Here is a 22,564-nt window from a genome sequence, read left to right on the forward strand (position 1 = left end):
TCAGGATAGTGCCTGTTCTGCCGGCCCGTAGGCAATGGCAAAGGGGCCCGAGCGGTCAAAATGCCGGAATTCCCCTTCCGGCTGGGCCAGCCGGTCCGCAATCGCCCACAGCGCCGCGGGATTGACGCCGAGGCCGATATGGCTGGCGAAATGCACCTCGATGTTCTCGGCGGTGGCCGACGGCCGCACGCGCGAGGTCCGCCAGTTCACGATGCCATCGGTGCGGGAATAGATCGAGGTTGTCGGCACCGGCATGTCGCCGGCGATCGCGGTGCGGATCTCCGGGATGGCGTCGACACCTTCGCCGGACAACAGCTCATAGAGCCGCGTCGCATTGGTGGCGCGGATGTCGTCAGCGAACGGGCTGCCCAGCGTGATGATGGAGCGCACCAGCTCCGGCATCTGCGACGCCAGGTCGCGCGCATAGACGCCGCCGAGGCTCCAGCCGATGATCGAGACCTTGCGCCCGGACGCCTCATGGACCCGCTTCAGCAGGTCGCGCAGCGCAGCCCGCCTGCTGGAAATCCCGCCGAAATTGCGGCCCATGTTCCAGGCATAGGCATCGTAGCCGAGCTCCTTCAGATAGCGCCGCATCGGCGCCATCGAAAGGTCGCTGGCAAGGAAGCCCGGCAGCGCCAGCACCGGATGACCGTCGCCTCTCGGCGCCCGCATCAGCAAAGGCGACAGCAGCAGGCTCGAATTGAGTTCGAGCACGCCGCGCGCCTCCGCCAGCATCAGGAACAGGCTCGGCGGGCGCAACCGGCGTTCGGTCCCATCAACGCTCCTGTCCATGCCGGCCACTATTTCTTCTTGCTCGCGCCGCCGAAGCCGGCCATGGCCACGAACATGTCCTGGAAGCGCTCGGCGAGCTTGGGATCGAAGGTGAACCAGCTCTGCATCAGCGATTCCGGCGAAATCTTCTCGATGTTCGACAGCATCTGCTGCTGCAGCTTGTCCATGACGGCGGTTTGCATCGGCGCCACATCCGGCAGGCCGAAGAACTGTCGCGCTTCGAGGGGCGTGCAATCTATCTCGACGTTGACCTTCATATCCGCCTCCTCAAATGCGCCTTGGCCCGCCATAGTATCGCCGCGACGGGGCGAGTTGCGCAAGCGAGCCGTACCTGCCCCGGGGGGCAGTCGGCCTCAATCATCCGTTATGGTCAACCAAACTGTTTGGAGCGGTTGCTCCAAACCGTTTGGAGCGGCCGGCGTAACGCGGCGCGCCCGAGATCTTTCCCGGGAGCGACAAGCGGCACTCCGAAAGTCGAATGTCACGCGTTCGCGCCTGCCGCCTGCTCTTAGATCGCTTCATTGCGCTGCACCCGCGCAAACCGGTTAACCCTTTGGCAAATCGCGCTTGCGCAGCCGGTAAACTCTGGCAACATGGATCGATAATACCAGCCGGACACAGCAGCCGGCGGACAAAAACGGGGACGCGGGATCACATGTCGGTACGTTGGAGTTTTGCGGCGGCTGCCGTCGCATTCGTCGCCTTTGCTTGGCCGGCATCGGCCCAGACGTTGAAGTATGCGAACCAGGGCGAGCTGAAGTCGCTGGATCCCTACACGCTGAAGGAAACCACGACGATCGCGCACCACGCCCACGTCTACGAAGGCCTCACCGCGCGCGACAAGGACCTCAAGATCATTCCGGCCCTGGCGGAAAGCTGGGAGACGCTGAGCCCGACCAAATGGCGCTTCCATCTGCGCAAGGGCGTGAAATTCCACAATGGCGATCCCTTCACCGCCGACGACGTGCTGTTCTCGGCCGAGCGCGTCCGCGCCAAGGGCTCCAACTTCCTCAGCAACGTCCCGGCCGACGCCAAGTTCAGCAAGGTCGACGACTACACCGTCGACGTGACGCTGGACTCGCCCAATCCCATCCTGATCTCGCAGTGGGATAGCTGGTACATCATGGACAAGAAGTGGTCCGAGGAGAACAATTCGGTTGCACCGACGCCGGCCTCCGCAACCACGCCGAGCTACGCGGCGCTGCACGAGAACGGCACCGGCCCCTTCACGATCGAGAGCCACCAGCCCGGCGTGAAAACAGTGTTCAAGGCGTTTCCCGGCTATTGGCGCAAGCCCGAGCATAATCTCAAGGAGATCATCTTCACCCCGATCGGCTCCGACGCCACCCGCGTTGCCGCGCTGCTCTCGGGCGAAGTCGACGTGATCGAACCGGTTCCGCTCCAGGACATCCAGCGCGTCAATTCCAGCGGCGTCGCCACCGTCATGACCGCGCCGGAGATTCGTACCATCTTTATCGGCATGGATACGGCGCGCGACGAGCTGCTGTATTCCAACATCAAGGGCAAGAATCCGTTCAAGGACATCCGCGTCCGCGAAGCGTTCTACAAGACCATCGACGTCGATCTGATCAAGACCCGCGTGATGCGCGGCATGTCGACCCCCTCGACGTTGATGATCGCCCCCGAGCTCTATCCGCTGTCGAAGGAATTCACCCGGCCGAAGCTCGATCCTGATGGTGCCAAGAAGCTGCTGGCCGACGCCGGTTATCCGAACGGCTTCGAAGTCACGATGGACTGCCCGAACGACCGCTATGTCAACGACGCCGCGATCTGCCAGGCGGTGGTCGGCATGCTGGCCCGCATCGGCGTCAAGGTGAACCTGCTGGCGCAGCCGAAGGCGCAGTATTTCGCCAAGGTGCTGAAGCCCGGCGGCTACCAGACCTCGTTCTTCATGCTGGGCTGGACGCCCGCGACGTCCGACTCGCACAACGTGCTGCACGACATCCTGGGCTGCCGCGACGATCCGAAGGATGCCACCCGGGGCGAGGCCAATCTCGGCGGCTATTGTAACAAGGAAGTCGACGCGCTCACCGACAAGGTGCTGATCGAGGGCGACACTGCCAAGCGCGACCAGTTGATCAAGCAAGCCTACGACATCGTCATCAAGGATTACGGCTACATTCCGCTGCATCAGCAACCGCTGGTGTGGGGCGTGTCGAAAAAGGTCAAACTGACCCAGCGCGCGGACAACCAGGTGCTGCTCTACTGGGCGACCAAACAGGGTGAATAGTGGCTTCGGCGAATTGGGTCCCGGAAGCGCAGGCTTCCGGGACCGCTCATTTTCCGGCCGCGCAAGGCCGCGCGCCGAATGTCAAAGGCAGTGAAAGGTAGAGATGCTGGCTTTCACTCTTCGCCGCTTCCTGCAGGCAATCGGCGTGATGCTCGCCGTGGGCGTGATTGCGTTCGCGATGTTCCGCTTCGCCGGCGATCCGGTGAACCAGATCGTCTCGATCGATACCTCGGCCGCGCAGCGCGCCGAGATCCGGCAGTCGCTCGGCCTTGACGATCCCGTGCTGGTGCAGTTCGGCCGCTACTTCATCAATGCGCTGCAGTTCAAGTTCGGCGTGTCCTACCAGTTCCGCCTGCCGGTCTCCTCGCTGCTGGCGGAACGGCTGCCGGCGACGCTGGAGCTTTCGATCTGCGCGACGCTGTTCGCGATGGTGGCCGGCATCCTGATGGGGGTCTATTCGGCGCTGCGCCGCGACACCGTGCTCGCCAAATTATTCCAGGCGGTATCGCTGATCGGCATTTCGCTGCCGACCTTCCTGATCGGCATCCTCCTGATCTATCTGTTCGCGGTGACGCTGGGCTGGCTGCCCTCCTTCGGCCGCGGCGAGGTGGTGAAGCTCGGCTGGTGGACCACCGGACTGCTGACCGTCTCGGGCCTCAAGGCGCTGATCATGCCGGCGATTACGCTCGGGCTGTTCCAGATGACCCTGATCATGCGGCTGGTGCGCGCCGAAATGCTGGAAGTGCTGCGGACCGACTATATCCGCTTCGCCCGCGCCCGCGGTCTGACCACGCGCGCGATCCATTTCGGCCATGCGTTGAAGAACACCCTGGTTCCCGTGATCACGGTGGCCGGGCTGCAGTTTGGCTCGGTTATTGCTTTCTCGATCATCACCGAAACCGTGTTCCAATGGCCGGGCATGGGACTTCTGTTCGTGCAGGCCGTGCAAAATGTCGATATCCCGATCATGGCCGCGTATCTGTTGATGGTCTCGCTGATCTTCGTCACCATCAATCTCGTGGTCGACATCCTCTACACCGTGGTCGATCCGCGCTTGCGGTCGACCGTCGGCCGCGCGGCGTGAGGGGCTGACCGATGTCCGATGCCGTCGTCCCCCATCGCTCCCAAGACCACCAGGCCCCTGCCGGCTGGTTCAGGCGCGCGCTCGATAGCGACATCTTCTATTCGTTCCGCCGCTCCAGGCTGACGATGGTCGCCGCCGTGATCACGCTGCTGTTCTTTCTGCTCGCGATCTTCGCGTCATGGCTCGCGGTGCAGAACCCGTTCGACCCGGCGCAACTGCAGCTGATCAACTCGCGGATCGCGCCGCTGTGGACCGCCGACGGCCAGAGCCCGTTCCTGCTCGGCACCGACGAGCAGGGCCGCGACGTGCTCTCGGCGATCCTTTACGGCCTGCGCATCTCGCTTGCAGTCGGCCTGGCCGGCGTGGTCTTTGCCGGCGCGCTCGGCATCGCCCTCGGGCTGATCGCAGGCTATTTCGGCGGCGTGGTCGACACCGTGATCATGCGGATCGCCGACGTGCAGCTCACCTTCCCCGCGATCCTGATCGCGCTGCTGGTCAACGGCGTCGCCAAATCGCTGCTCGGCAACCGGCTCGACGAGATGAGCACGCTCGGCGTCTTGATCATCGCGATCGGCCTCAGTTTCTGGGTGCAATATGCCCGCACCGTGCGCGGTTCGGTGATGGTCGAGAAGAACAAGGATTACGTGGCCGCGGCGCAGCTGATCGGCCTGCCGGCGCCGAAGATCATGTTGCGGCACGTGCTGCCGAACACGATGGGCCCGATCCTCGTCATCGCCACCATCAACCTCGCGCTCGCGATCATCACCGAGGCGACGCTGTCGTTCCTTGGCGCCGGCATGCCCGACACCATGCCCTCGCTCGGCACCCTGATCCGGATCGGCAACAACTATCTGTTCGCCGGCGAATGGTGGATCGTGGCCTTCCCCGGCATTGCGCTGGCCGGCCTGATCCTCTCCATCAACCTGCTCGGCGACTGGCTGCGCGACGCCCTCAATCCGAAGCTCCGATGACCAAGCCTGTTCTTTCCGTGCGCAATCTCGAGGTGGAATTCGTCACCCGCCGTGCGACCTTGCGCGCCATCAACGGCGTGTCGTTCGACATCGCCAAGGGCGAGGTGCTCGGCGTGGTCGGCGAGTCCGGCGCCGGCAAATCGGTCACCGGCCTTGCCGTGATCGGGCTGATCGATCCGCCCGGCCGCATTTCCGGCGGCGAGATCGAGCTCTCGGGCACGCGGATCGACCATCTGCCGCCGGAGGAGATCCGCCGCATCAGGGGCAAGCGGATCGGCATGATCTTCCAGGATCCGCTGACCAGCCTCAATCCGCTCTACCGGATCGGCGACCAGATCATCGAGACCATTCGAACCCACAGCAATCTCAGCGAGAGCGCCGCGCGCAGGCGCGCCATCGATCTGTTGGCCGAGGTCGGCATTCCCGCGCCGGAGAAGCGCATCGACGGTTACCCGCACGAATTCTCCGGCGGCATGCGTCAGCGCGTCGTGATCGCGCTTGCGATCTGTGCCGAGCCCGAGCTGATCATCGCCGACGAGCCGACCACCGCGCTCGACGTCTCCGTGCAGGCGCAGATCATCGCGCTGATCAAGCGGCTCGGCCGCGATCACGGGACCGCCGTGATGCTGGTGACCCACGACATGGGCGTGATCGCCGAGACCTGTGACCGCGTTGCGGTGATGTATTCCGGCCGCATCGCCGAGATCGGCCCGGTGCAGGAGGTGGTGCGCAATCCGCTGCATCCCTACGCCAGGGGCCTGATGGGCGCGATCCCGACGCTTGCCGGCGAGGACAAGCGCCTGGTGCAGATCCCCGGCTCGATGCCGCGGCTGTCGGCGATCCCGCCGGGCTGCCCGTTCAATCCGCGCTGCGCGTTTGCCTTCGATCGCTGCCACGTCGAACGCCCCGAGCCGATCCGGCAGGGCACGCAATCCGTCGCCTGCCACCTGTTCGAGCCGGCGAAGGAGACGGCGGCATGAGCGGGACATTGATCGAGGTCAGGAACCTGCGCCGCGTCTTCGACGTCTCCAAGCCGTGGCTCAACCGCGTGATCGAGGGCGGCCATCTCGAATTCCTGAAAGCCGTCGACGGCGTCTCTTTCGACATCAAGCGCGGCGAGACCTTCGCGCTGGTCGGCGAATCCGGTTCCGGCAAGACCACGGTCGCACGCATGGTGGTCGGCCTGCTGCCGCCGAGTTCGGGCGAGGTCGTCATCGACGGGGTCTCGATGACCGACCCGCGGCAGGGCCAGGCGCGCCGCCGCCTGCGCCGGCGCATCCAGATGGTTTTCCAGGATCCCTATGCGAGCCTCAATCCGCGCTACCGGGTCGCCGCCATCGTCGCCGAGCCGATCCGCGCCTTCGACCTGATCCAGGGCGAGCGCGACATCAAGGCCCGGGTCGGCGAATTGCTCTCGCTGGTCGGCTTGCACCCCGACGACGGCCAAAAATTCCCGCACGAATTTTCCGGCGGCCAGCGCCAGCGCATTGCGATCGCCCGCGCGCTGGCGTCCGAGGCCGAGTTCATCGTCTGCGACGAGCCGACCTCGGCGCTCGACGTTTCCGTGCAGGCGCAGATCCTCAATCTGATGCGCGACCTGCAGGACAAGTTCGGCCTCACCTATCTCTTCATCAGCCACAATCTCGCAGTGGTCCGCCACATGGCGAGCCGGATCGGCGTGATGTATCTCGGCCGCATTGTCGAGATCGCCGAGGGTCGGGAATTGTTCGAGAACCCGCGGATGCCCTACACGAAGATGCTGCTCGGCGCGGTTCCGGACCTTGCGATGTCCGGCCGCCAGCGCATCCCGGTGAAGGGCGAGATTCCAAATCCGATCGATCCGCCGCAGGGCTGCTCGTTCAACCCGCGCTGTCCCCTCGCCTTCGATCTCTGCCGCCAGAAGACGCCGGAACTGATCGACGGCGTCGCCTGCCATGCCGTCAACAATCCCGCCGCCGTTCCGGCATGATCACGCGGATGGGAGCGGCCATGTCCACCAAGCGGTTGGCATACCAGCCGGCCTGTGATCAAGTGCGCCCGCCGAGAAGACCCAACAACAAACCGACGAACGGTCAATCGCCATGAGCAACATCAACCCCGATCCGTTCACAACCCGGCCCGAGATCGAAGGCACCTTCGGCGTCGTCACCTCGACGCACTGGATCGCCACCGCGGTCGGCATGGCAACGCTGGAGAAGGGCGGCAACGCCTTTGACGCCGGAGTGGCCACCGCCTTCACGCTACAGGTGGTCGAGCCGCATCTGAACGGCCCCGGCGGCGACGTGCCGATCATCGTGCACGACGTCAAGCGCGGCAAAAGCGAGGTGATCTGCGGCCAGGGCCCGGCGCCGGCGAAGGCAACCATCGCGCATTATCGCAGCGAGGGTCTCGAGATGGTGCCCGGCACCGGCCTGCTTGCGGCCTGCGTGCCCGGCACATTCGAATCCTGGATGCTGCTGCTGCGCGACTACGGCACCATGAAGCTGCGCGACGTGCTGGAGCCCGCGATCGCCTACGCACGCGACGGCTATCCGCTGGTCGAGCGCGCATCGGCCACCATCAAGACCGTAGAACAACTGTTCCGGAAATACTGGACCACATCGGCCGACGTCTATCTGCCCAACGGCGAGGTGCCGAAGCCCGGCACGATCTTCACCAACAAGAAGCTCGCGGAAACTTACACACGCATCCTCGATGAGGCAGAGAGCGCCGGCAGCGACCGCGTCGCGCAGATCGAGCGCGCGCGGCAGGCCTGGTCGAAGGGCTTCGTCGCCGAGGCGATCGACAAGTTCTGCCGCACCCAGGAGGTGATGGACGTCTCCGGCTCGCCGCATCGCGGCGTGCTGTCGGCCGACGACATGGCGCGCTGGCAGCCGACCATCGAGGCGCCGCTCACCTACGATTACGGCCGCTACACCGTGCAGAAGGCCGGGGTCTGGAGCCAGGGTCCGGTGATGCTGCAGCAGCTCGCGCTGCTGAAGGGTTTCGAGCTCGACGGGCTCGATCCCGCAGGCCCCGACTTCATCCATCTGCAGATCGAAGCCGCCAAGCTCGCCTATGCCGATCGCGAGACGTTCTACGGCGACCCGAAGTTCACGGACATCCCGATCGAGACGCTGCTGTCCGATGCCTATAACAACGAACGGCGCAAGCTGATCTCAAAAGACCAGGCTTCGCTCGACTTCCGTCCCGGCTCGGTCGAGGGCTTCGGCGGCGTCGTGAAGTTGCGACACGCCGAAGGACATCGCGAAGCGGTCGGCGCCATGGGCGCGGGCGAGCCGACCGTCGGCCGGTTCGGCGAAGTGCGCGGCGACACCGTGCATTTCGACATCATCGACAAGGCCGGCAACATGATCTCGGCGACGCCGTCCGGCGGCTGGCTGCAGTCCTCGCCGGTGATTCCCGAGATCGGCTTCTGCCTCGGCAGCCGCGCCCAGATGTTCTGGCTCGAGGAGAACCACCCTGCCTCACTCGCGCCGGGCAAGCGGCCGCGCACCACACTCTCGCCGACCATGGCGCTGCGCGACCGCGAGCCGTATCTCTCCTGGGGCTCGCCGGGCGGCGACCAGCAGGACCAGTGGATCACGCAGTTCTTCCTGCGCCATGTCCACGCCAATCTCAATCTGCAGGAGGCGATCGACGCGCCGGCCTGGCACTCCGAGCATTTCCCGATCTCGTTCTGGCCGCGCACGTCGCGGCCCGGCGTCCTGGTGCTGGAAAACCGGGTGCCGAAATCGACCATCGACGAATTGAAACGCCGCGGCCATGTGGTTGAGATTGGTCCCGATTGGTCGGAAGGCCGCCTCACCGCGGCCTCGAAGGTCGGCCCCCGCCGCCGCGCCGCCGCCAATCCGCGCGGCATGCAGGGTTACGCCGCAGGCCGCTAAGCACGAAGGTTTGAGATGACCTGGTCGATCATCGCCCGCGACAGCGCCACCGGCCAGCTCGGCATCGCCGTCACGACGCGGTTCTTCGCGGTCGGCGCGCTGGTGCCGCACATCGCACCCGGGATCGGCGCGGTGGCGACGCAGGCGCTGGTCAATCCCTATTACGGCATCGACGGCCTCGCCCTGTTACGCGGCGGCAACAGCCCGCATGAGGTGATCGCGGCGCTGATTGCGCCCGACAGCGGCCGCGAAAGCCGGCAGCTCCATGTCATGGACGCCAGCGGCCGCATCGCGGCGCATTCCGGCAAGGACTGCATCGACTGGTTCGGCCATATCGCCGGCGACGGATTCTCGATCGCCGGCAACATGCTGGCCGGACCTGCGGTGCTCGACGAGACCGCGCGCGTTTATGCCGAGAACGAGAAGCTGCCGTTCGCGGAACGGCTGATCAAGGCGATGTTCGCCGGCGAAGCGGCCGGCGGCGACAAGCGCGGCAAGCAATCGGCGGCGCTTCTGATCCACGGCGCGGAGGAATGGCCGGCGCTCGACCTGCGCGTCGACGACCACGCCGATCCCCTGCGCGAGCTTGAGCGGCTGGAAGCCGTCAGCCGCGAGCACTGGGTGCCGTTCCGGAGCTTCATGCCGACCCGCGGCAACCCGGCCGGAACCAGCGATCGCGCCACAATCGACGCCGGCATCGCCACGGCAACCACGAGCCGCGAATGACGGCAGGCCCGCTGATCGAGATCGAAGGCCTGCGCGTCACCTTCCAGGGCGATGACGGCCGCAAGACGCATGCCGTCGACAGCGTCGATCTTTCCGTCGCCAAGGGCGCGACGCTCGGCCTCGTCGGCGAGTCCGGCTGCGGCAAGAGCGTGACCTCGCTCGCGATCATGGGGCTGTTGCCGAAGCAATCCGCCGCGGTCTCCGGCGCGATCCGCTTCGACGGCTTCGACCTGCTCGACGTGCCTGATACGACGCTGCGCGACCTGCGCGGCAATCGCCTTGCGATGATCTTCCAGGAGCCGATGACCTCGCTCAACCCGAGCTTCACCATCGGCGACCAGATCACCGAGACCATCTTGCGCCACCGCGGCGGCTCCCGGCGCGCGGCGCGCGAACGCACCATCGAGCTGCTGCGCCGCGTCCACATCCCCTCGCCCGAGAAACGCATCGACGAGTTTCCGCACAAGCTGTCCGGCGGCATGCGCCAGCGCGTGATGATCGCGATGGCGCTGGCCTGCGATCCGCAGCTTCTGATCGCCGACGAGCCGACCACCGCGCTCGACGTCACCTTGCAGGCGCAGATCCTCGATCTGATGCGGGAGCTGAAGGCCGCGAGCGGCGCCGCGATCATCCTGATCACCCACGATCTCGGCGTCGTCGCCGAAGTCTGCGACGAGGTCGCGGTGATGTATGCCGGCGAGATCGTCGAGCGCGCACCGGTCGACGAGCTGTTTGCCAATCCGCAGCATCCCTACACGGTCGGTCTGCTCGGCTCGATCCCGCGCCTCGACCGCCGCACCAGCCACCTCGCCACCATCGAGGGCATGGTGCCGAACATGGCGAACCCGCCCGCCGGCTGCCGCTTCGCCGCGCGCTGTCCGTTCGTGGAACTTGCCTGCACCCAAGCGCCGCCGCCGCTCGCGATGCTGAGCCCGACCCACGCCTCGCGCTGCCTCCGCGCGCCGCTGGAGCGGCTGGTGTCATGACCGTGCTGCTCGAGGTCGAAGGGCTGGTGAAGCATTTCGTCGCCGAACGCTCGCTGTTCGGCCGGCCGACCGCCCATGTGAAGGCGGTCGACGGCGTCAGCTTCACGGTCGAGGCCGGCAAGACGCTGGCGCTGGTCGGCGAATCCGGCTGCGGCAAATCCACCGTCAGCCGGCTGGTGCTGCGGCTGATCGAGCCGGACGCCGGACGGATCCGCTTCGAGGGCCGCGACCTCGGCACGCTCAATGCCGGGCAGCTGCGCGCATTCCGCCGCGCCGCGCAGCTGATCTTCCAGGACCCCTACGCCTCGCTCAACCCGCGCATGACGGTGAGCCAGATCCTGACCGAGCCGCTGGCGCTGCATAATCTCGTCCCGGCCGCGGACCGCCGCGCGCGGGTCGAGGAGCTGTTGCGTCTGGTCGGGCTCGAGCCGCGCTTTGCGCGCCGCTATCCGCACGAATTCTCCGGCGGCCAGCGCCAGCGCATCGCGATTGCCCGCGCGCTCGCAGTCGAGCCGAAGCTGATCATCTGCGACGAGCCGGTGTCGGCGCTCGACGTCTCGATCCGTTCCCAGATCCTGAATTTGCTGCGCGACCTGCAGGATCGTCTGAAGCTTGCCTACATCTTCGTCTCGCACGATCTCGCCGTGGTTAAGCACATCGCCGACCGCGTCGCGGTGATGAACCTCGGCACCATCGTCGAGACGGCGGATGCCCAAGCGCTGTTCGCCGCGCCGCGCCATCCCTATAGCCGCGCGCTGCTGTCGGCGATCCCGGTGCCGAAGCCGCGCGCCAGGCGCAGCCGCATCGTGCTGGAGGGCGAGCTGCCGAGCGCGCTCAATCCGCCGTCCGGCTGCCGCTTCCATACGCGCTGTCCTTACGTGATCGCGCGCTGCCGCAGCGAAGTGCCGCAGTTGCGCGAAGATGGCACCGGATATGCAACGGCCTGTCACCGGACGGGCGAGCTGCCCGGCGCGGAGGCGATCGTGCCCTCCGATGGCGGGTTCTCGCCGACACTGGAAAAGCTGGTGGCGGCGTTCAATGCGGCGGAAGCCTCGGGGCGGCCCGGGGTTATTTCACAGGGAACAAAGGCGTAGGAAATAAGGGGTTGGCGATGAGATTTTGGCGCTTGGCGGTCCTGATGGCGGCCCTCGTGACCTGGTGCGGAACGAGCGCGCGTGCCGAGACGACACTTCGCATCGGGCTCGCCGAGGACCCCGACATCCTCGATCCTTCAATCGGACGCACCTATGTCGGCCGCATCGTCTTTTCAGCCTTCTGCGACAAGCTGTTCGACATTGACGAGAAGCTGAACATCGTTCCGCAGCTCGCGCTGTCCTACGAGAACTCGGCCGACGGCAAGGAGATGACGATCAAGCTCCGGCCGGGCGTCAAGTTCCACGACGGTGAGCCGTTCGACGCCGAAGCCGCCAAATTCTCGCTGGAGCGCCATCTGACGCTGCCGACCTCGTTTCGCAAACCGGAATTGGCTGCGCTCGACCACGTCGACGTCGTTGATCCCCTGACCATCAAGCTGGTGCTCAAGACGCCCTACTCGCCGCTGATCGCCCAGCTGACCGACCGCGCCGGCATGATGGTTTCGCCGAAGGCGGTGAAGGAAGCGGGCGACAAATTCGGCCTGCATCCAGTCTGCGCCGGCCCCTACAAGTTCGTCGAACGCGTGCAGCAGGACCGCATGGTGTTCGAGAAATTCGGGGATTACTGGAACAAGGACAACGTCTTCATCGATCGCATCGTGTTCCTTCCTATCGTCGATGCCACGGTGCGGCTCGCCAATCTGAAATCCGGCGGGCTCGACCTGATCGAGCGCGTGCTCGCCACCGATATCAGGGACGTCCGAGCCGACAAGCGGCTCGTGCTGTCGACCGCACCTGAACTCGGCTATCTCGGCCTCACCATCAACGTCGGCAACGACAAGAGCAAGGGGCCGCTCAGCCAGTCGGAAAAGGTGCGCCAGGCGCTCGATCTGTCGATTGACCGCGAGGCGCTCAACCAGGTCGTCTTCAACGGCGAGTTCACGCCGGGCAATCAGTGGGTCAGCCCGACGCACCCTTACTATCAGAAGGCGTTTCCGGTTCGGGGACGCGACATTGCCAAGGCCAAGGCGCTGCTGAAGGAGGCCGGCGTCACGCTGCCCGTCGCCATCGACTACATGGTCCCCAAGGGCGCCGAGAACGAAGCGGTGGCCCAGGTCGTGCAGTCGATGGCGGCCGAAGCAGGCTTTGACATCAAGATCCGCGTGGTCGAATTTGCGACGACTTTCAAGCAGGCCCAGGCCGGCGAATTTCAGGTGTTTCAGATCAACTGGAGCGGCCGGATCGATCCTGACGGCAATTCCTATGTCTTCCTGCACACCAAGGCGCCGCAGAACGACGGCGGCTATTCCAACGCGGAAGCCGACAAGCTGATGGAAGATGCGCGGCTGATCAACGATCCCGCCCAGCGCAAGGCGATCTACGAGAAGATGACCAGGATCGTGCTCAATGACGAGCCGATTATCTACATCTATCACCGCACCCTCCTGATCGCCCACTCCACCAAGGTCGAGGGTTACCGGCAGATGCCGGACGGATTGGTGCGCGTGGTCGGGCTGAAATTGAAATGATCGCCACAGCGCGGGGCCGACAATGCTGAACTTCCTCGCCAAGCGGCTGGTTCAGCTGGTCCCGACGCTGTTCTTCGTCTCGCTCCTGATCTTCTCGCTGCAACATTTGCTGCCCGGCGATCCGGCACTCGTCATGGCCGGCGAGGAGCGCGATCCGGCCGTCATCGAACAGATCCGCCAGCAATACCACCTGGATCAACCGATTCCGGTGCAATATGCCTATTGGGTCAAGGGCGTGCTCATGGGCGACCTCGGCGAGTCCCTGCGCAACAAGATGCCGGTGTCGAGCCTGATCGCGCAGAAGCTGCCGGTCACGATGCAAATCGCCGGCATGGCGATCGTGGTCGCCTTCCTGATCGGCATTCCTGCCGGCATCATCTCGGCGGTGAAGATCGGCACGGCGTGGGACTATGGCGCCAATTTGTTCGCGCTGTGGGGTATCTCGACGCCAAATTTCTGGCTCGGCATCATGCTGATCTTCCTGTTCTCCGTCGAACTTGGCTGGCTGCCGGCCTCCGGCTACGTGCCGCTCGGCGAAAACTGGCGCGCGAGCCTCGCCGCATCCGTCATGCCGGCCTTCGTGCTCGGCAATGCGATCGCGGCGGTCCTGATGCGGCATACGCGAAGCGCGATGCTGCAGGTGCTGGAGAGCGACTATGTCCGCACCGCGCGGGCGAAGGGCCTGTCCGAGCGCACTGTGATCCTCAAGCATGCGATGCGCAACGCGCTGACGCCGATCATCACGCTCGGCGCGCTCGAGCTCGGCACGCTGCTGTCGGGTGCGGTGCTCACCGAGCAGATCTTCTCGATCCCGGGCTTCGGCAAGCTGATCGTCGATGCCGTGTTCAACCGCGACTATGCCGTCGTGCAGGGCGTGGTGCTGACGACGGCGACGATCTACATCACGCTCAATCTGATCGCTGACATCGCCTACATCCTCGTCAACCCGCGGCTGAGGGGCTGATCGGATGACCGACGCTGCACTCAGCCCCCTCGCTCCGCTCGCCGCCGCCGAAACGCTCGAGAGCCCGGCGCAGCGCGCCTGGCGGCGGCTGATCCGGCGCAAGGGCGCCGTGCTCGGCCTTGCCGTGATCGCGCTCTTTATCCTGCTCGCCGTGTTCGCGCCGCTGATCGTGCCCTATGATCCGGTCGCGACGAGCTGGTCGCTGGTGCGCAAGGCGCCGTCGGCGCAACACTGGTTCGGCACCGATGAACTCGGCCGCGACGTGTTCGCCCGCGTCGTGTTCGGCGCCCGCGCCTCGCTGCTTGCCGGCGTCATCTCGGTCGGCATCGCGCTTGCGATCGGCGTGCCGCTCGGCCTCCTCGCCGGCTATCGCGGCGGCTTCATCGACGCGCTGATCAGCCGCATCACGGATGCCATGCTGGCCTGCCCGTTCCTGATCCTGGCGATCGCGCTCGCAGCATTTCTCGGTCCAAGTCTTAGCAATGCCATGATCGCGATCGGCGTCTCGGCGACCCCGATCTTCATCCGCCTGACCCGCGGCCAGGTGATGAGCGTCAAGGTCGAGGATTATGTCGAGGCCGCGCGCGCCATGGGCAATCCGCGCTGGCGCATCGCGCTGGTCCACATCCTGCCCAACATCCTGCCGGCGCTGCTGGTGCAGGCGACGCTGTCGATTGCGGCCGCGATCATCGCCGAGGCCGCGCTGTCCTTTCTCGGCCTCGGCCAGCAGCCGCCGGCGCCGTCCTGGGGCAGCATGCTCAACGCCGCGCAACGCTTCCTGACCAGCGCGCCCTGGATGGCGGTCTGGCCGGGGCTTGCGATCTTCCTGGTCGTGCTGTCGTTCAACCTGGTCGGCGACGGCCTGCGCGACGCGCTCGATCCGAAGGCGCGGTGACATTGACCCCCGTCACCCTGAGGAGCGCGGAACGCGCGTCTCGAAGGGTCGACGGCCCGGCTGGTGGCCGTGCATCCTTCGAGGCTCGCTCCGCTCGCACCTCCAGCGACAAAGGCGAAGCCTTTGCGCGGGGATGACGGGGCACTAAGTTCTCGTCATTGCGAGCGAAGCGAAGCAATCCATCATCACCGAGCATGCGGAGCTATGGATTGCTTCGTCGCTTCGCTTCTCGCAATGACCGAACCTAAATCACCACCTCCCTTAGCACCCTGCGGCAATCCATCTCGTATTCGAGATCGACCACCGGCGGGCGGCAGAAGTGCCAGGTCAGGCCGGAGCGGGTGGCGCCGCGGCGGACCAGTTCGTCGACGAGCACCGGATGGATGTCGTGCACGGTGTAGGCCTGCACCGCCGTCGTCTCCTGCCAGCCGAAGCTGAACTCCGCCAGACGGCGTTCCATCTCACTCGCGGTGAAGCGGACCTTCTCCTTCCACGCGCCGGGACCGAGATCGCGATAGCAGACGATGCGGTCGGGATAGCTGGCGGTGCCGCCGCGTGCCTCGGCGCCGCCGGCGATCACGAAGGACGGCGACGTCGTCGTGCTCGGCCGCGTGAACGAGAACGCATGGAACGACGGCTCGGCCGGCGGATCGATCTCGGGACAGACATTGCTGCGCGCCACCGGATTGATGGTGCCGTCGAACAGGCCCCATTCGGCGAGCGTCTTGACGTAGTGCTGGTTGAAAGCCCGGAAGCCGTCCTCGGTGAAGGCGGCCGGCGAACGCAATTCGCAGGCGCAGAACGCGGTCAGCGGCCGGCCGGCGTCGCGGATGTAGGCCGCGATCCGCGCAAAGCCTTCCGCGAGCGGCAGCAGGCGATCGAAGCGCACCCGCTCGATCTCATAACCGGCGTTCGCCTGCGCGCCGCTTGAATATTGGAACACGGCCGGAATGAACCGGTAGTTGCCCGCCGCAAACTCGCTCGCCATGCCTGTTTCCTCCGGATTCCTTAAGGCGAGTACTTTCTGCCCGCCGTCGGCAAAGCCTATCACGGGACAAAGAAAAGGCGGCAGTGGCTTTCGCCAGTGCCGCCTTCCCTGCGAGCATGAGCTTGGAGGGCTCAGGTCGGTTTCAGCGCGCCGCCACGCTGGTCGAGCTCGTAGTCGGCGATCTGCTTGGCGCGATCGGAATGGGCCGCGGCCTGGTGGTCGGTCGCGATCACCGTGTAGACCATCGGCAGCACGAACAGCGTGAACAGCGTGCCGATCGTCATGCCGGCCACGACCACAAGCCCGATCGAGAAGCGGCTGGCAGCGCCCGCACCGGAGGCCGTGAGCAGCGGCAGCAGGCCGGTGACCATGGCCGCCGTCGTCATCAGGATCGGACGCAGGCGGATCCGGGCGGCCATCTCGATCGCCGCGCGACGGTCCAGTCCCTCGTTGAGCTGCAACTCGTTGGCGAACTCCACCATCAGGATGCCGTGCTTGGTGATCAGTCCGACCAGCGTCAGCAGGCCCACCTGGGTGTAGATGTTCATGGTGGCGACGCCGAAGAACAGCGGGATCAAGGCGCCGACGATCGCCATCGGCACCGAGATCATGATCACGAACGGATCGCGCAGGCTCTCGAACTGCGCCGCCAGCACCAGGAAGATGATGATGATGGCGAACGCGAAGGTGACCAGCAGCTGGTTGCCTTCGTGGACGTATTGCCGGGAGTCGGCCAGGAAGTCGTAGCTGAAGCCGGACGGCAGCTTCTTGGCTTCACCCTGCAGGAACTCCACCGCCTGGCCCATCGAGACGCCGGGCATCGGCACCGCCTGGAAGGTCGACGAGTTGAGCTGGTTGTAGTGGGTCAGCGCGTTCGGATCGACGCCAGTCTCGACCGAAACCACGGTCGACAGCCGCACCAGCTGCCCGGTCGCGGTCGGGACGTAGTAATCGTTGAATGCCTCAGGCGCGAGCCGGCTGGCGCGCGGCACCTGCGGGATCACCTGGTAGGAGCGTCCTTCCAGATTGAAGCGGTTGACATAGTTGCCGCCGAGCAGCGTCGCCAGGGCGCCACCGATCGACTGCATGGTGATGCCGAGGTCGCTCGCCTTGGAGCGATCGACCTTCACCCGGACCACCGGCTGGTTGAAGTCGAGGTCGCTGTCGGTGACGATGAACAGGCCGCTCTTGCGCGCCGCATCCTTCAGCTTGCTCATCTGGTCGAACACCTGCTGGAATCCGGCCGTCGAAGAGATCACCATCTGCACCGGCAGACCGCCGGGGCCGCCGGGCAGCGGCGGCAGGCTGAACGCGAACGCGCTGATGCCCTCGATCTTGGACAGCTCGGCCTGAACCAGCGGCTGCAGCGCTTGCGCGCTGCGCTTGCGCTCATCCCACGGCTTGAGCAGCATGCCGGCGAAGCCGCCCTGCGGACCGGTGATGCCATTCAGGATGAACCGCAGGTCGGTCTCGGGAAACTTCTGGAACTCCTTGTCCATCTTGTCGCCGTAGAAATCGATGTAGTCGATGTTGGCGTATTTCGGCGCCTTGGTCACCGCGAACACGATGCCCTGATCCTCCTGCGGCGCCAGCTCCTTCTGGATGTGCATGTAGAGGAAGCCGACCAGACCGAGGATGGTCACGGCGAACAGTGCCGTGATCGGGCGGTAGTCGAGCGAACGGTCGAGCTGGCGGCCATAGGCGCGCGTCAACGCGCCGAACACGCGATTAACCAGCCTGGCGAAACGCCCCTCCTCCGCGCTCTTGAGGAACACCGAGCACATCATCGGCGACAGCGTCAGCGCGATCACGCCCGACACGATCACCGAGCCGGCCAACGTGAAGGCGAATTCGCGGAACAGCGTGCCGGTCACGCCGCCGAGGAAGCCGATCGGCGCGTACACCGCCGCCAGCGTGATCGTCATCGAGACGACGGGACCGACGATCTCGCGGGCACCCTTTAGCGATGCCTGCACCGGTGGCAGGCCCTCCTCGAGATGTCGATGGATGTTCTCCACGACAACGATCGCGTCGTCGACCACGAGGCCGATCGCCAGCACCATCGCCAGCAGCGTCAGCAGGTTGAAGCTGAAGCCGGCGGCCAGCATCAGGATGCAGACGCCGATCAGCGACAGCGGGATGGTGACGACGGGAATGATCACCGACCGCAGTGAGGCCAGGAACAGGAAGATGACGACGACGACGATCAGGACCGCTTCGGTGAGCGTCTTCTCGACCTCATCGATCGACGATTGAATGAACTTGGTGGAATCGTAGGCCACCTTCATCTTCATCGACGGCGGCAGGTTGCGCTCGAGGTCGGGGAACAGCGCGCGCACGCCCTTCACCAGGGTCAGCGGGTTGCCCTGCGGCGTCGCCTTGATGCCGATGAAGATCGCATGCTCGCCGTTGAAGGCGACGCTGGCGTCCGTGCTCTGCGCCGCGAGTTCCACCGTCGCGATGTCCTCGATGCGCACAAAGCCGCCGTCCTTCGCCTTCACGATCATCCGCTTGAACTGATCGATGTTCTGAAGGTCGGTATTGGCCGAGACGTTGGAGACGATGAAGAAACCCTTGGTCTGGCCGGCGGCCGCCTGGAAGTTGTTGGCGGCGATCGCGGCGGCGACGTCGTTGGGCGACACGCCGCGTCCGGCCATGCGGGTCGGATCGAGCCAGACGCGCATCGCAAAGGTCTGGCCGCCGAGGATGTCGGCCGACGCGACGCCATCGACCGTCGAGAGCACCGGCTGTACGACGCGAGTCAGGTAGTCGGAGATCGACGATCCGGTCAGCTCTTCGCTGGAGAAGCCGAGATACATCACGGCGATGGTGTCACCGGTCGCCTTGGTCACGACCGGATCGAAGGCTTCCTTCGGGATCAGGTATTTGACCGAGTTGACCTTGGCGAGCACCTCGGTCAGCGCCTGGTTCGGATCGTGATTGAGCTTGACGTAAACCTGAATCGTCGAGGTGCCGAGCACCGAGTTCGACGTCATGTAGTCGACGCCTTCGGCCGACGCGACGGCCTGCTCGATCGGCGTGGTGATGAAGCCGTTGATCAGCTCGGGCGACGCACCGGGGTATGACGTGGTGATCGTCACGACGGTGTTCGAAAGATTCGGATATTGCCGGATTGGCAAAACCATCGCCGCGCGCAGGCCGATCAGCAGGATCAGCAGGCTGACGACGACCGACAGCACCGGGCGCTTGATGAAAATATCAGTGAAGGCCATCGCCAACTCGATTCGTGTTCTGCCGGCTTGCGGCAAGATGTGGCGGAGGGCCAATGGCCCTCCGAGTTCGATGAATGAAGATCAGTAGCGCGGCGGTTCCGCCGGAACCGGCGGCGGCGGATCGGTCGAGATTGCAACCGCCATGCCCGACTGCAGCTTGATCTGGCCGACGGCGACGACCTTGTCGCCCGCCTTCAGGCCCTTGAGGATCTCGACCCGGCCCTCGACGCGGTTGCCCGTCTTCACGAAGGTGCGGTCCGCAGTCAGGGTGGTCTTGCCGTCGTCGCCCTTCTTCTCGGTGATCAGGAACACCGAGTCGCCATACAGCGTGTAGTCGACCGCGGTTTCCGGAATGGTCACGACCGGCGGCTTCCCGGGCAGCACGATCGTGGTGGTCGCGAACATGCCGGGCTTGAGGATGCTGTCCGGATTCTGGATCGTGGCCTGCACCCGGATGTTGCGGGTGTCGGTCGCGATCTGCGGCTCGATGGTCGTGATCTTGCCTTCGAAGGTGCGGCCCGGATAGGCGTCGACCGAGACGCGTACGGCCTGGCCGACCTTGATCTGCGAGCTCTGCTTCTCGGTCACGGTCAGGTTGGCGTACAGCACCGACAGATCGGTCAGCGACACGATCTGGGTGCCGGCCGTCAGGTACTGGCCGACTTCGACCTGGCGCACGCCGAGATCGCCTTCGAACGGTGCGCGCACCAGCTTCTGCGAGATCAGCGCTTCGGTCTTGGCAATGCCCGCCTTGGCCTGGTCGTAAGCGGCCTGCGCGGTGTCGACGGTCGATTGCGGACCGAACTGGCGCGACGCGAGCTGCTTGGCGCGGTCGAGCTGCAGCTCGCCGACGGTCGCTTGCGCCTTGTAGTTGGCGAGGTCGCCCTGCTCCGGTGCGTCGAACAACTGCACCAGCGGCGTGCCGGCCTTTACGTGGCTGCCGGCCGTGAACAGGATCTCGGTGATGCGGCCCGGCACGTCGGTCGTGACGTTGACCTGGTGCACGGCGACGAGATCGCCGACGGCGGTCAGCAGGTTCGGAATCACTTCCGTCTTCGCCTCGACGGCCGACACGTTCGCCGGCGGCGGCTTATTGTTGGCAAAGAACTGCGCGATCATGTGGCTGCGGAAGGCGTTGAAGCCGACCAGCGCACCAACGAGCAGGGCCAGCAACAGGCCTACGATGATGAACCAGCGCACCATGCGGACGGGACGCTTGGCTTGCTTCTCCTTGATCGGTTGCCCCGAGATGTGGCTTTCGGTCTGAATATTCATGTCATGCACTTTCTGCAGTTACCGACGGTCCTGCGATCGGCGACGGCTGGCGGCCCAAATGAGTTGAAATTGCGGCTTCGGTAAGTCCGATGCCGCGAAGGATGAATTGGCAAAGCTGGCGCTCGGCCGCGGCGGCATCGCCGTAGGGGAGGCATGGTGTCGCAGGCAGCTGTGTCAGCGCACCCATCAGCACGGTATGGTGCGCAAACCAGAACAGGTTGAGCGGCTCGTCGCCGATCTTCGTGGCCTCGCCGGCGGCAATTGCCCGCTCGAGCGAGGCGGCGAAGGTCGGACCGATCAGCTTGCCGACCTTGTCGTAGAGCAGGCGCGCAAACTCGCCGTCGTCGAGATGGCTCGTCACCATCAGCCGCATCCGCTGCGCCTCTTCCTGATCCGGCGCATCACGCAACTGCATGAAGTGACCGACCATGCCTTGCACCAGTTCGACCAGTGTGGCGGTCGAGGGCTCTTGGCCGAGCAGATGCGCGAGATCGGGATCCGCCTCGCACTCCTCGGCAAGGATCTCGGCATAGAGCGCCGCCTTGGACGGGAAATGCTTGAACAGCAGCCCTTCCGAAATGGCAGCCGCGGCCGCCACGCTCTTTGTCGTGGTGCCGGCAAAGCCGTTGCGGGCGAAACACCGCTTTGCGGCGCTCAGGATCAACTGACGCCGTAAGTCACTCGTCATGCGTAAGGTAGACATTTGGGTCGTGAGTAATCACTCACTTTACCAAAAGTCAAGGTTCTATTGCACCGCGAAAGCCACTTTAAATAGGAGTGTGGCCGATCGACCCTCTGATGCGATTCACGAGGTAGGTGCCGTCGCGGCTGGACAGCACGCGCTCCAGATTAGCGCCGTCGATCTTCGCGCTGGCGAACCGCGGCCCCGCCGTAACGTCTTGCAAAGACGAGGCAAAAGCCTCGACCTCAGCCATCGTGCTGATCGCCCGGCTATCCCCGATTCCGCAGGCTTTGGCAACACCCACGAGGTCGGCGGTTCCGCCGGTGTGGCTGGCCTGGCCGCCGGTCTCGCCGTAAGCCTCATTGTCCAGCACAATGATCGAGAGATTTTTGGGCTGCTGCAGGCCGACGGTGGCAAGGCTCCCCATCCCCATCAACATCTCGCCGTCGCCGGTGATCACGACGACCGGCAGCGTCGGCTGGGCCAGCGTAAGGCCGAGCCCGATCATCACGGCGCCGCCCATGCCGCCCCAGAGATAGAAGTTGCGGTCGTGGTCGCCGGCGGCGGCGATGTCATAGGTCGAGGCGCCGAGGCCGCCGACGGCGAAGGCGCCCTTGCGATCCCTGAGCAGTTCGGAAACGACGGCACGGCGGTCGAGGAGATTGGCTTTACTCATTTGGTGAAGACCTTTGCCCCGATCAGGCGCTGCGACAGCAGGACGGCGGTTGGCGTGCAGGCGTTATAGGCCTGCGCTGCGCCGGCCTCGACGACTTCGCGGACCTCTTCAGGGTGCGAGGCGCGCAGCACCTTGATCCCGGACAATTCGAGAATCCCTTGTGTGTTCGAGCCCATCGGCACCTGCCAGGGATTGAACTCGCCCCATTCGCCGCGCATCGTCACCAGCGTGAGGAACGGCAAGCGGAAGATCTGCACCAGCGACAGCATGTTGATGCAATTGCCGACCCCGCTCGATTGCATCAGCAATACGCCGCGCTGGCCGCCGGCCCAGGCGCCCGCGAGCAGCGCCACGCCCTCCTCCTCGGTCGTCAGCGCAATGCCGCGCATCGAGGACGCTCCCAGCACCCGCTCGATCAGCTCCGAATGGCCGGCGTCCGGCACGTAGGGCACCTGACGCACCTCGAAGCGCTGCAATATCGAGAAGATCTCCTCGGGCCAGGAGGCCGCAGTGTCGGCACGGGCATGCATT

20 protein-coding genes are annotated in these 22,564 nt (G+C 65.1%); 12 read left to right on the forward strand and 8 right to left on the reverse strand.

Annotated features, from left to right (window positions below; all coding sequences use genetic code 11):
• Both AC1VNY_RS28860 and AC1VNY_RS28865 read right to left on the reverse strand, forming a co-directional pair.
• Complete coding sequence (locus tag AC1VNY_RS28860; protein ID WP_482407732.1) at positions 1-792, reverse strand: alpha/beta fold hydrolase; 792 nt, start codon at positions 790-792, stop codon at positions 1-3.
• Positions 793-800: 8 nt separating this feature from the next.
• Complete coding sequence (locus AC1VNY_RS28865) at positions 801-1,049, reverse strand: DUF6489 family protein (RefSeq protein ID WP_018270495.1); 249 nt, start codon at positions 1,047-1,049, stop codon at positions 801-803.
• Positions 1,050-1,447: 398 nt separating this feature from the next.
• Here AC1VNY_RS28865 and AC1VNY_RS28870 point away from each other — a divergent pair, with 398 nt between their 5' ends.
• The 12 genes from AC1VNY_RS28870 to AC1VNY_RS28925 all read left to right on the forward strand — a co-directional run bounded on the left by AC1VNY_RS28870 (position 1,448) and on the right by AC1VNY_RS28925 (position 15,179).
• Positions 1,448-3,043, forward strand: coding sequence for an ABC transporter substrate-binding protein (locus AC1VNY_RS28870; RefSeq protein WP_304499267.1), 1,596 nt, complete (start codon positions 1,448-1,450; stop codon positions 3,041-3,043).
• A gap of 103 nt (positions 3,044-3,146) precedes the next feature.
• Positions 3,147-4,127, forward strand: coding sequence for an ABC transporter permease (locus tag AC1VNY_RS28875; RefSeq protein ID WP_038383837.1), 981 nt, complete (start codon positions 3,147-3,149; stop codon positions 4,125-4,127).
• Between the two features lie 11 nt (positions 4,128-4,138).
• Positions 4,139-5,098: an ABC transporter permease gene (locus AC1VNY_RS28880; protein ID WP_225160751.1), complete on the forward strand. Its 960-nt coding sequence runs from the start codon at positions 4,139-4,141 to the stop codon at positions 5,096-5,098.
• Entirely contained in the window at positions 5,095-6,078 is a 984-nt protein-coding gene (locus tag AC1VNY_RS28885; RefSeq protein ID WP_028338803.1) for an ABC transporter ATP-binding protein, read from the forward strand. Before AC1VNY_RS28880 ends, AC1VNY_RS28885 begins: the two co-directional genes overlap by 4 nt.
• Positions 6,075-7,067 carry an ABC transporter ATP-binding protein gene (locus AC1VNY_RS28890; RefSeq protein WP_482407733.1) on the forward strand — a complete coding sequence of 331 codons (993 nt, stop codon included), beginning with the start codon at positions 6,075-6,077 and terminating at the stop codon, positions 7,065-7,067. The genes AC1VNY_RS28885 and AC1VNY_RS28890 overlap by 4 nt, the downstream gene beginning before the upstream one ends.
• A gap of 112 nt (positions 7,068-7,179) precedes the next feature.
• Positions 7,180-8,985 carry a gamma-glutamyltransferase family protein gene (locus tag AC1VNY_RS28895; protein WP_482407734.1) on the forward strand — a complete coding sequence of 602 codons (1,806 nt, stop codon included), beginning with the start codon at positions 7,180-7,182 and terminating at the stop codon, positions 8,983-8,985.
• A gap of 15 nt (positions 8,986-9,000) precedes the next feature.
• Positions 9,001-9,711, forward strand: coding sequence for a DUF1028 domain-containing protein (locus AC1VNY_RS28900; protein WP_482407735.1), 711 nt, complete (start codon positions 9,001-9,003; stop codon positions 9,709-9,711).
• On the forward strand, positions 9,708-10,697 hold the full coding sequence (locus AC1VNY_RS28905) for an ABC transporter ATP-binding protein (protein ID WP_482407736.1): 990 nt from the start codon (positions 9,708-9,710) through the stop codon (positions 10,695-10,697). The genes AC1VNY_RS28900 and AC1VNY_RS28905 overlap by 4 nt, the downstream gene beginning before the upstream one ends.
• Positions 10,694-11,791, forward strand: coding sequence for an ABC transporter ATP-binding protein (locus AC1VNY_RS28910; protein WP_482407737.1), 1,098 nt, complete (start codon positions 10,694-10,696; stop codon positions 11,789-11,791). Before AC1VNY_RS28905 ends, AC1VNY_RS28910 begins: the two co-directional genes overlap by 4 nt.
• Before the next feature lie 17 nt (positions 11,792-11,808).
• Positions 11,809-13,320, forward strand: a complete 1,512-nt coding sequence (locus AC1VNY_RS28915) for an ABC transporter substrate-binding protein (RefSeq protein WP_482407738.1) — start codon at positions 11,809-11,811, stop codon at positions 13,318-13,320.
• Between the two features lie 22 nt (positions 13,321-13,342).
• Complete coding sequence (locus AC1VNY_RS28920) at positions 13,343-14,284, forward strand: ABC transporter permease (protein WP_482407739.1); 942 nt, start codon at positions 13,343-13,345, stop codon at positions 14,282-14,284.
• A 4-nt stretch (positions 14,285-14,288) separates the two neighbouring features.
• The gene (locus tag AC1VNY_RS28925) at positions 14,289-15,179 is read left to right on the forward strand and encodes an ABC transporter permease (RefSeq protein ID WP_482407740.1); all 891 of its coding nucleotides are present in this window, start codon (positions 14,289-14,291) and stop codon (positions 15,177-15,179) included.
• 244 nt (positions 15,180-15,423) lie between these two features.
• Here AC1VNY_RS28925 and cnbZ read toward each other — a convergent pair whose 3' ends face one another.
• The 6 genes from cnbZ to AC1VNY_RS28955 form a co-directional block, all read right to left on the reverse strand.
• Positions 15,424-16,167 (reverse strand): 2-amino-5-chloromuconate deaminase CnbZ, encoded by a 744-nt coding sequence (cnbZ, locus tag AC1VNY_RS28930; RefSeq protein ID WP_482407741.1) that lies wholly within the window; start codon positions 16,165-16,167, stop codon positions 15,424-15,426.
• A 131-nt stretch (positions 16,168-16,298) separates the two neighbouring features.
• Positions 16,299-19,400, reverse strand: a complete 3,102-nt coding sequence (locus AC1VNY_RS28935) for a multidrug efflux RND transporter permease subunit (RefSeq protein WP_038383847.1) — start codon at positions 19,398-19,400, stop codon at positions 16,299-16,301.
• A gap of 81 nt (positions 19,401-19,481) precedes the next feature.
• On the reverse strand, positions 19,482-20,675 hold the full coding sequence (locus AC1VNY_RS28940; RefSeq protein WP_016842923.1) for an efflux RND transporter periplasmic adaptor subunit: 1,194 nt from the start codon (positions 20,673-20,675) through the stop codon (positions 19,482-19,484).
• A 1-nt stretch (position 20,676) separates the two neighbouring features.
• A complete protein-coding gene (locus tag AC1VNY_RS28945) occupies positions 20,677-21,378 on the reverse strand; it encodes a TetR/AcrR family transcriptional regulator (RefSeq protein ID WP_026192475.1) in 702 nt (233 codons plus the stop codon).
• 64 nt (positions 21,379-21,442) lie between these two features.
• Positions 21,443-22,033, reverse strand: coding sequence for a thiamine pyrophosphate-dependent enzyme (locus tag AC1VNY_RS28950; RefSeq protein WP_482407742.1), 591 nt, complete (start codon positions 22,031-22,033; stop codon positions 21,443-21,445).
• Positions 22,030-22,563, reverse strand: coding sequence for a phosphonopyruvate decarboxylase (locus AC1VNY_RS28955; RefSeq protein ID WP_482407743.1), 534 nt, complete (start codon positions 22,561-22,563; stop codon positions 22,030-22,032). The genes AC1VNY_RS28950 and AC1VNY_RS28955 overlap by 4 nt, the downstream gene beginning before the upstream one ends.
• Position 22,564: the final 1 nt, after the last annotated feature.

The sequence above is a fragment of the Bradyrhizobium ferriligni genome (assembly GCF_056837965.1).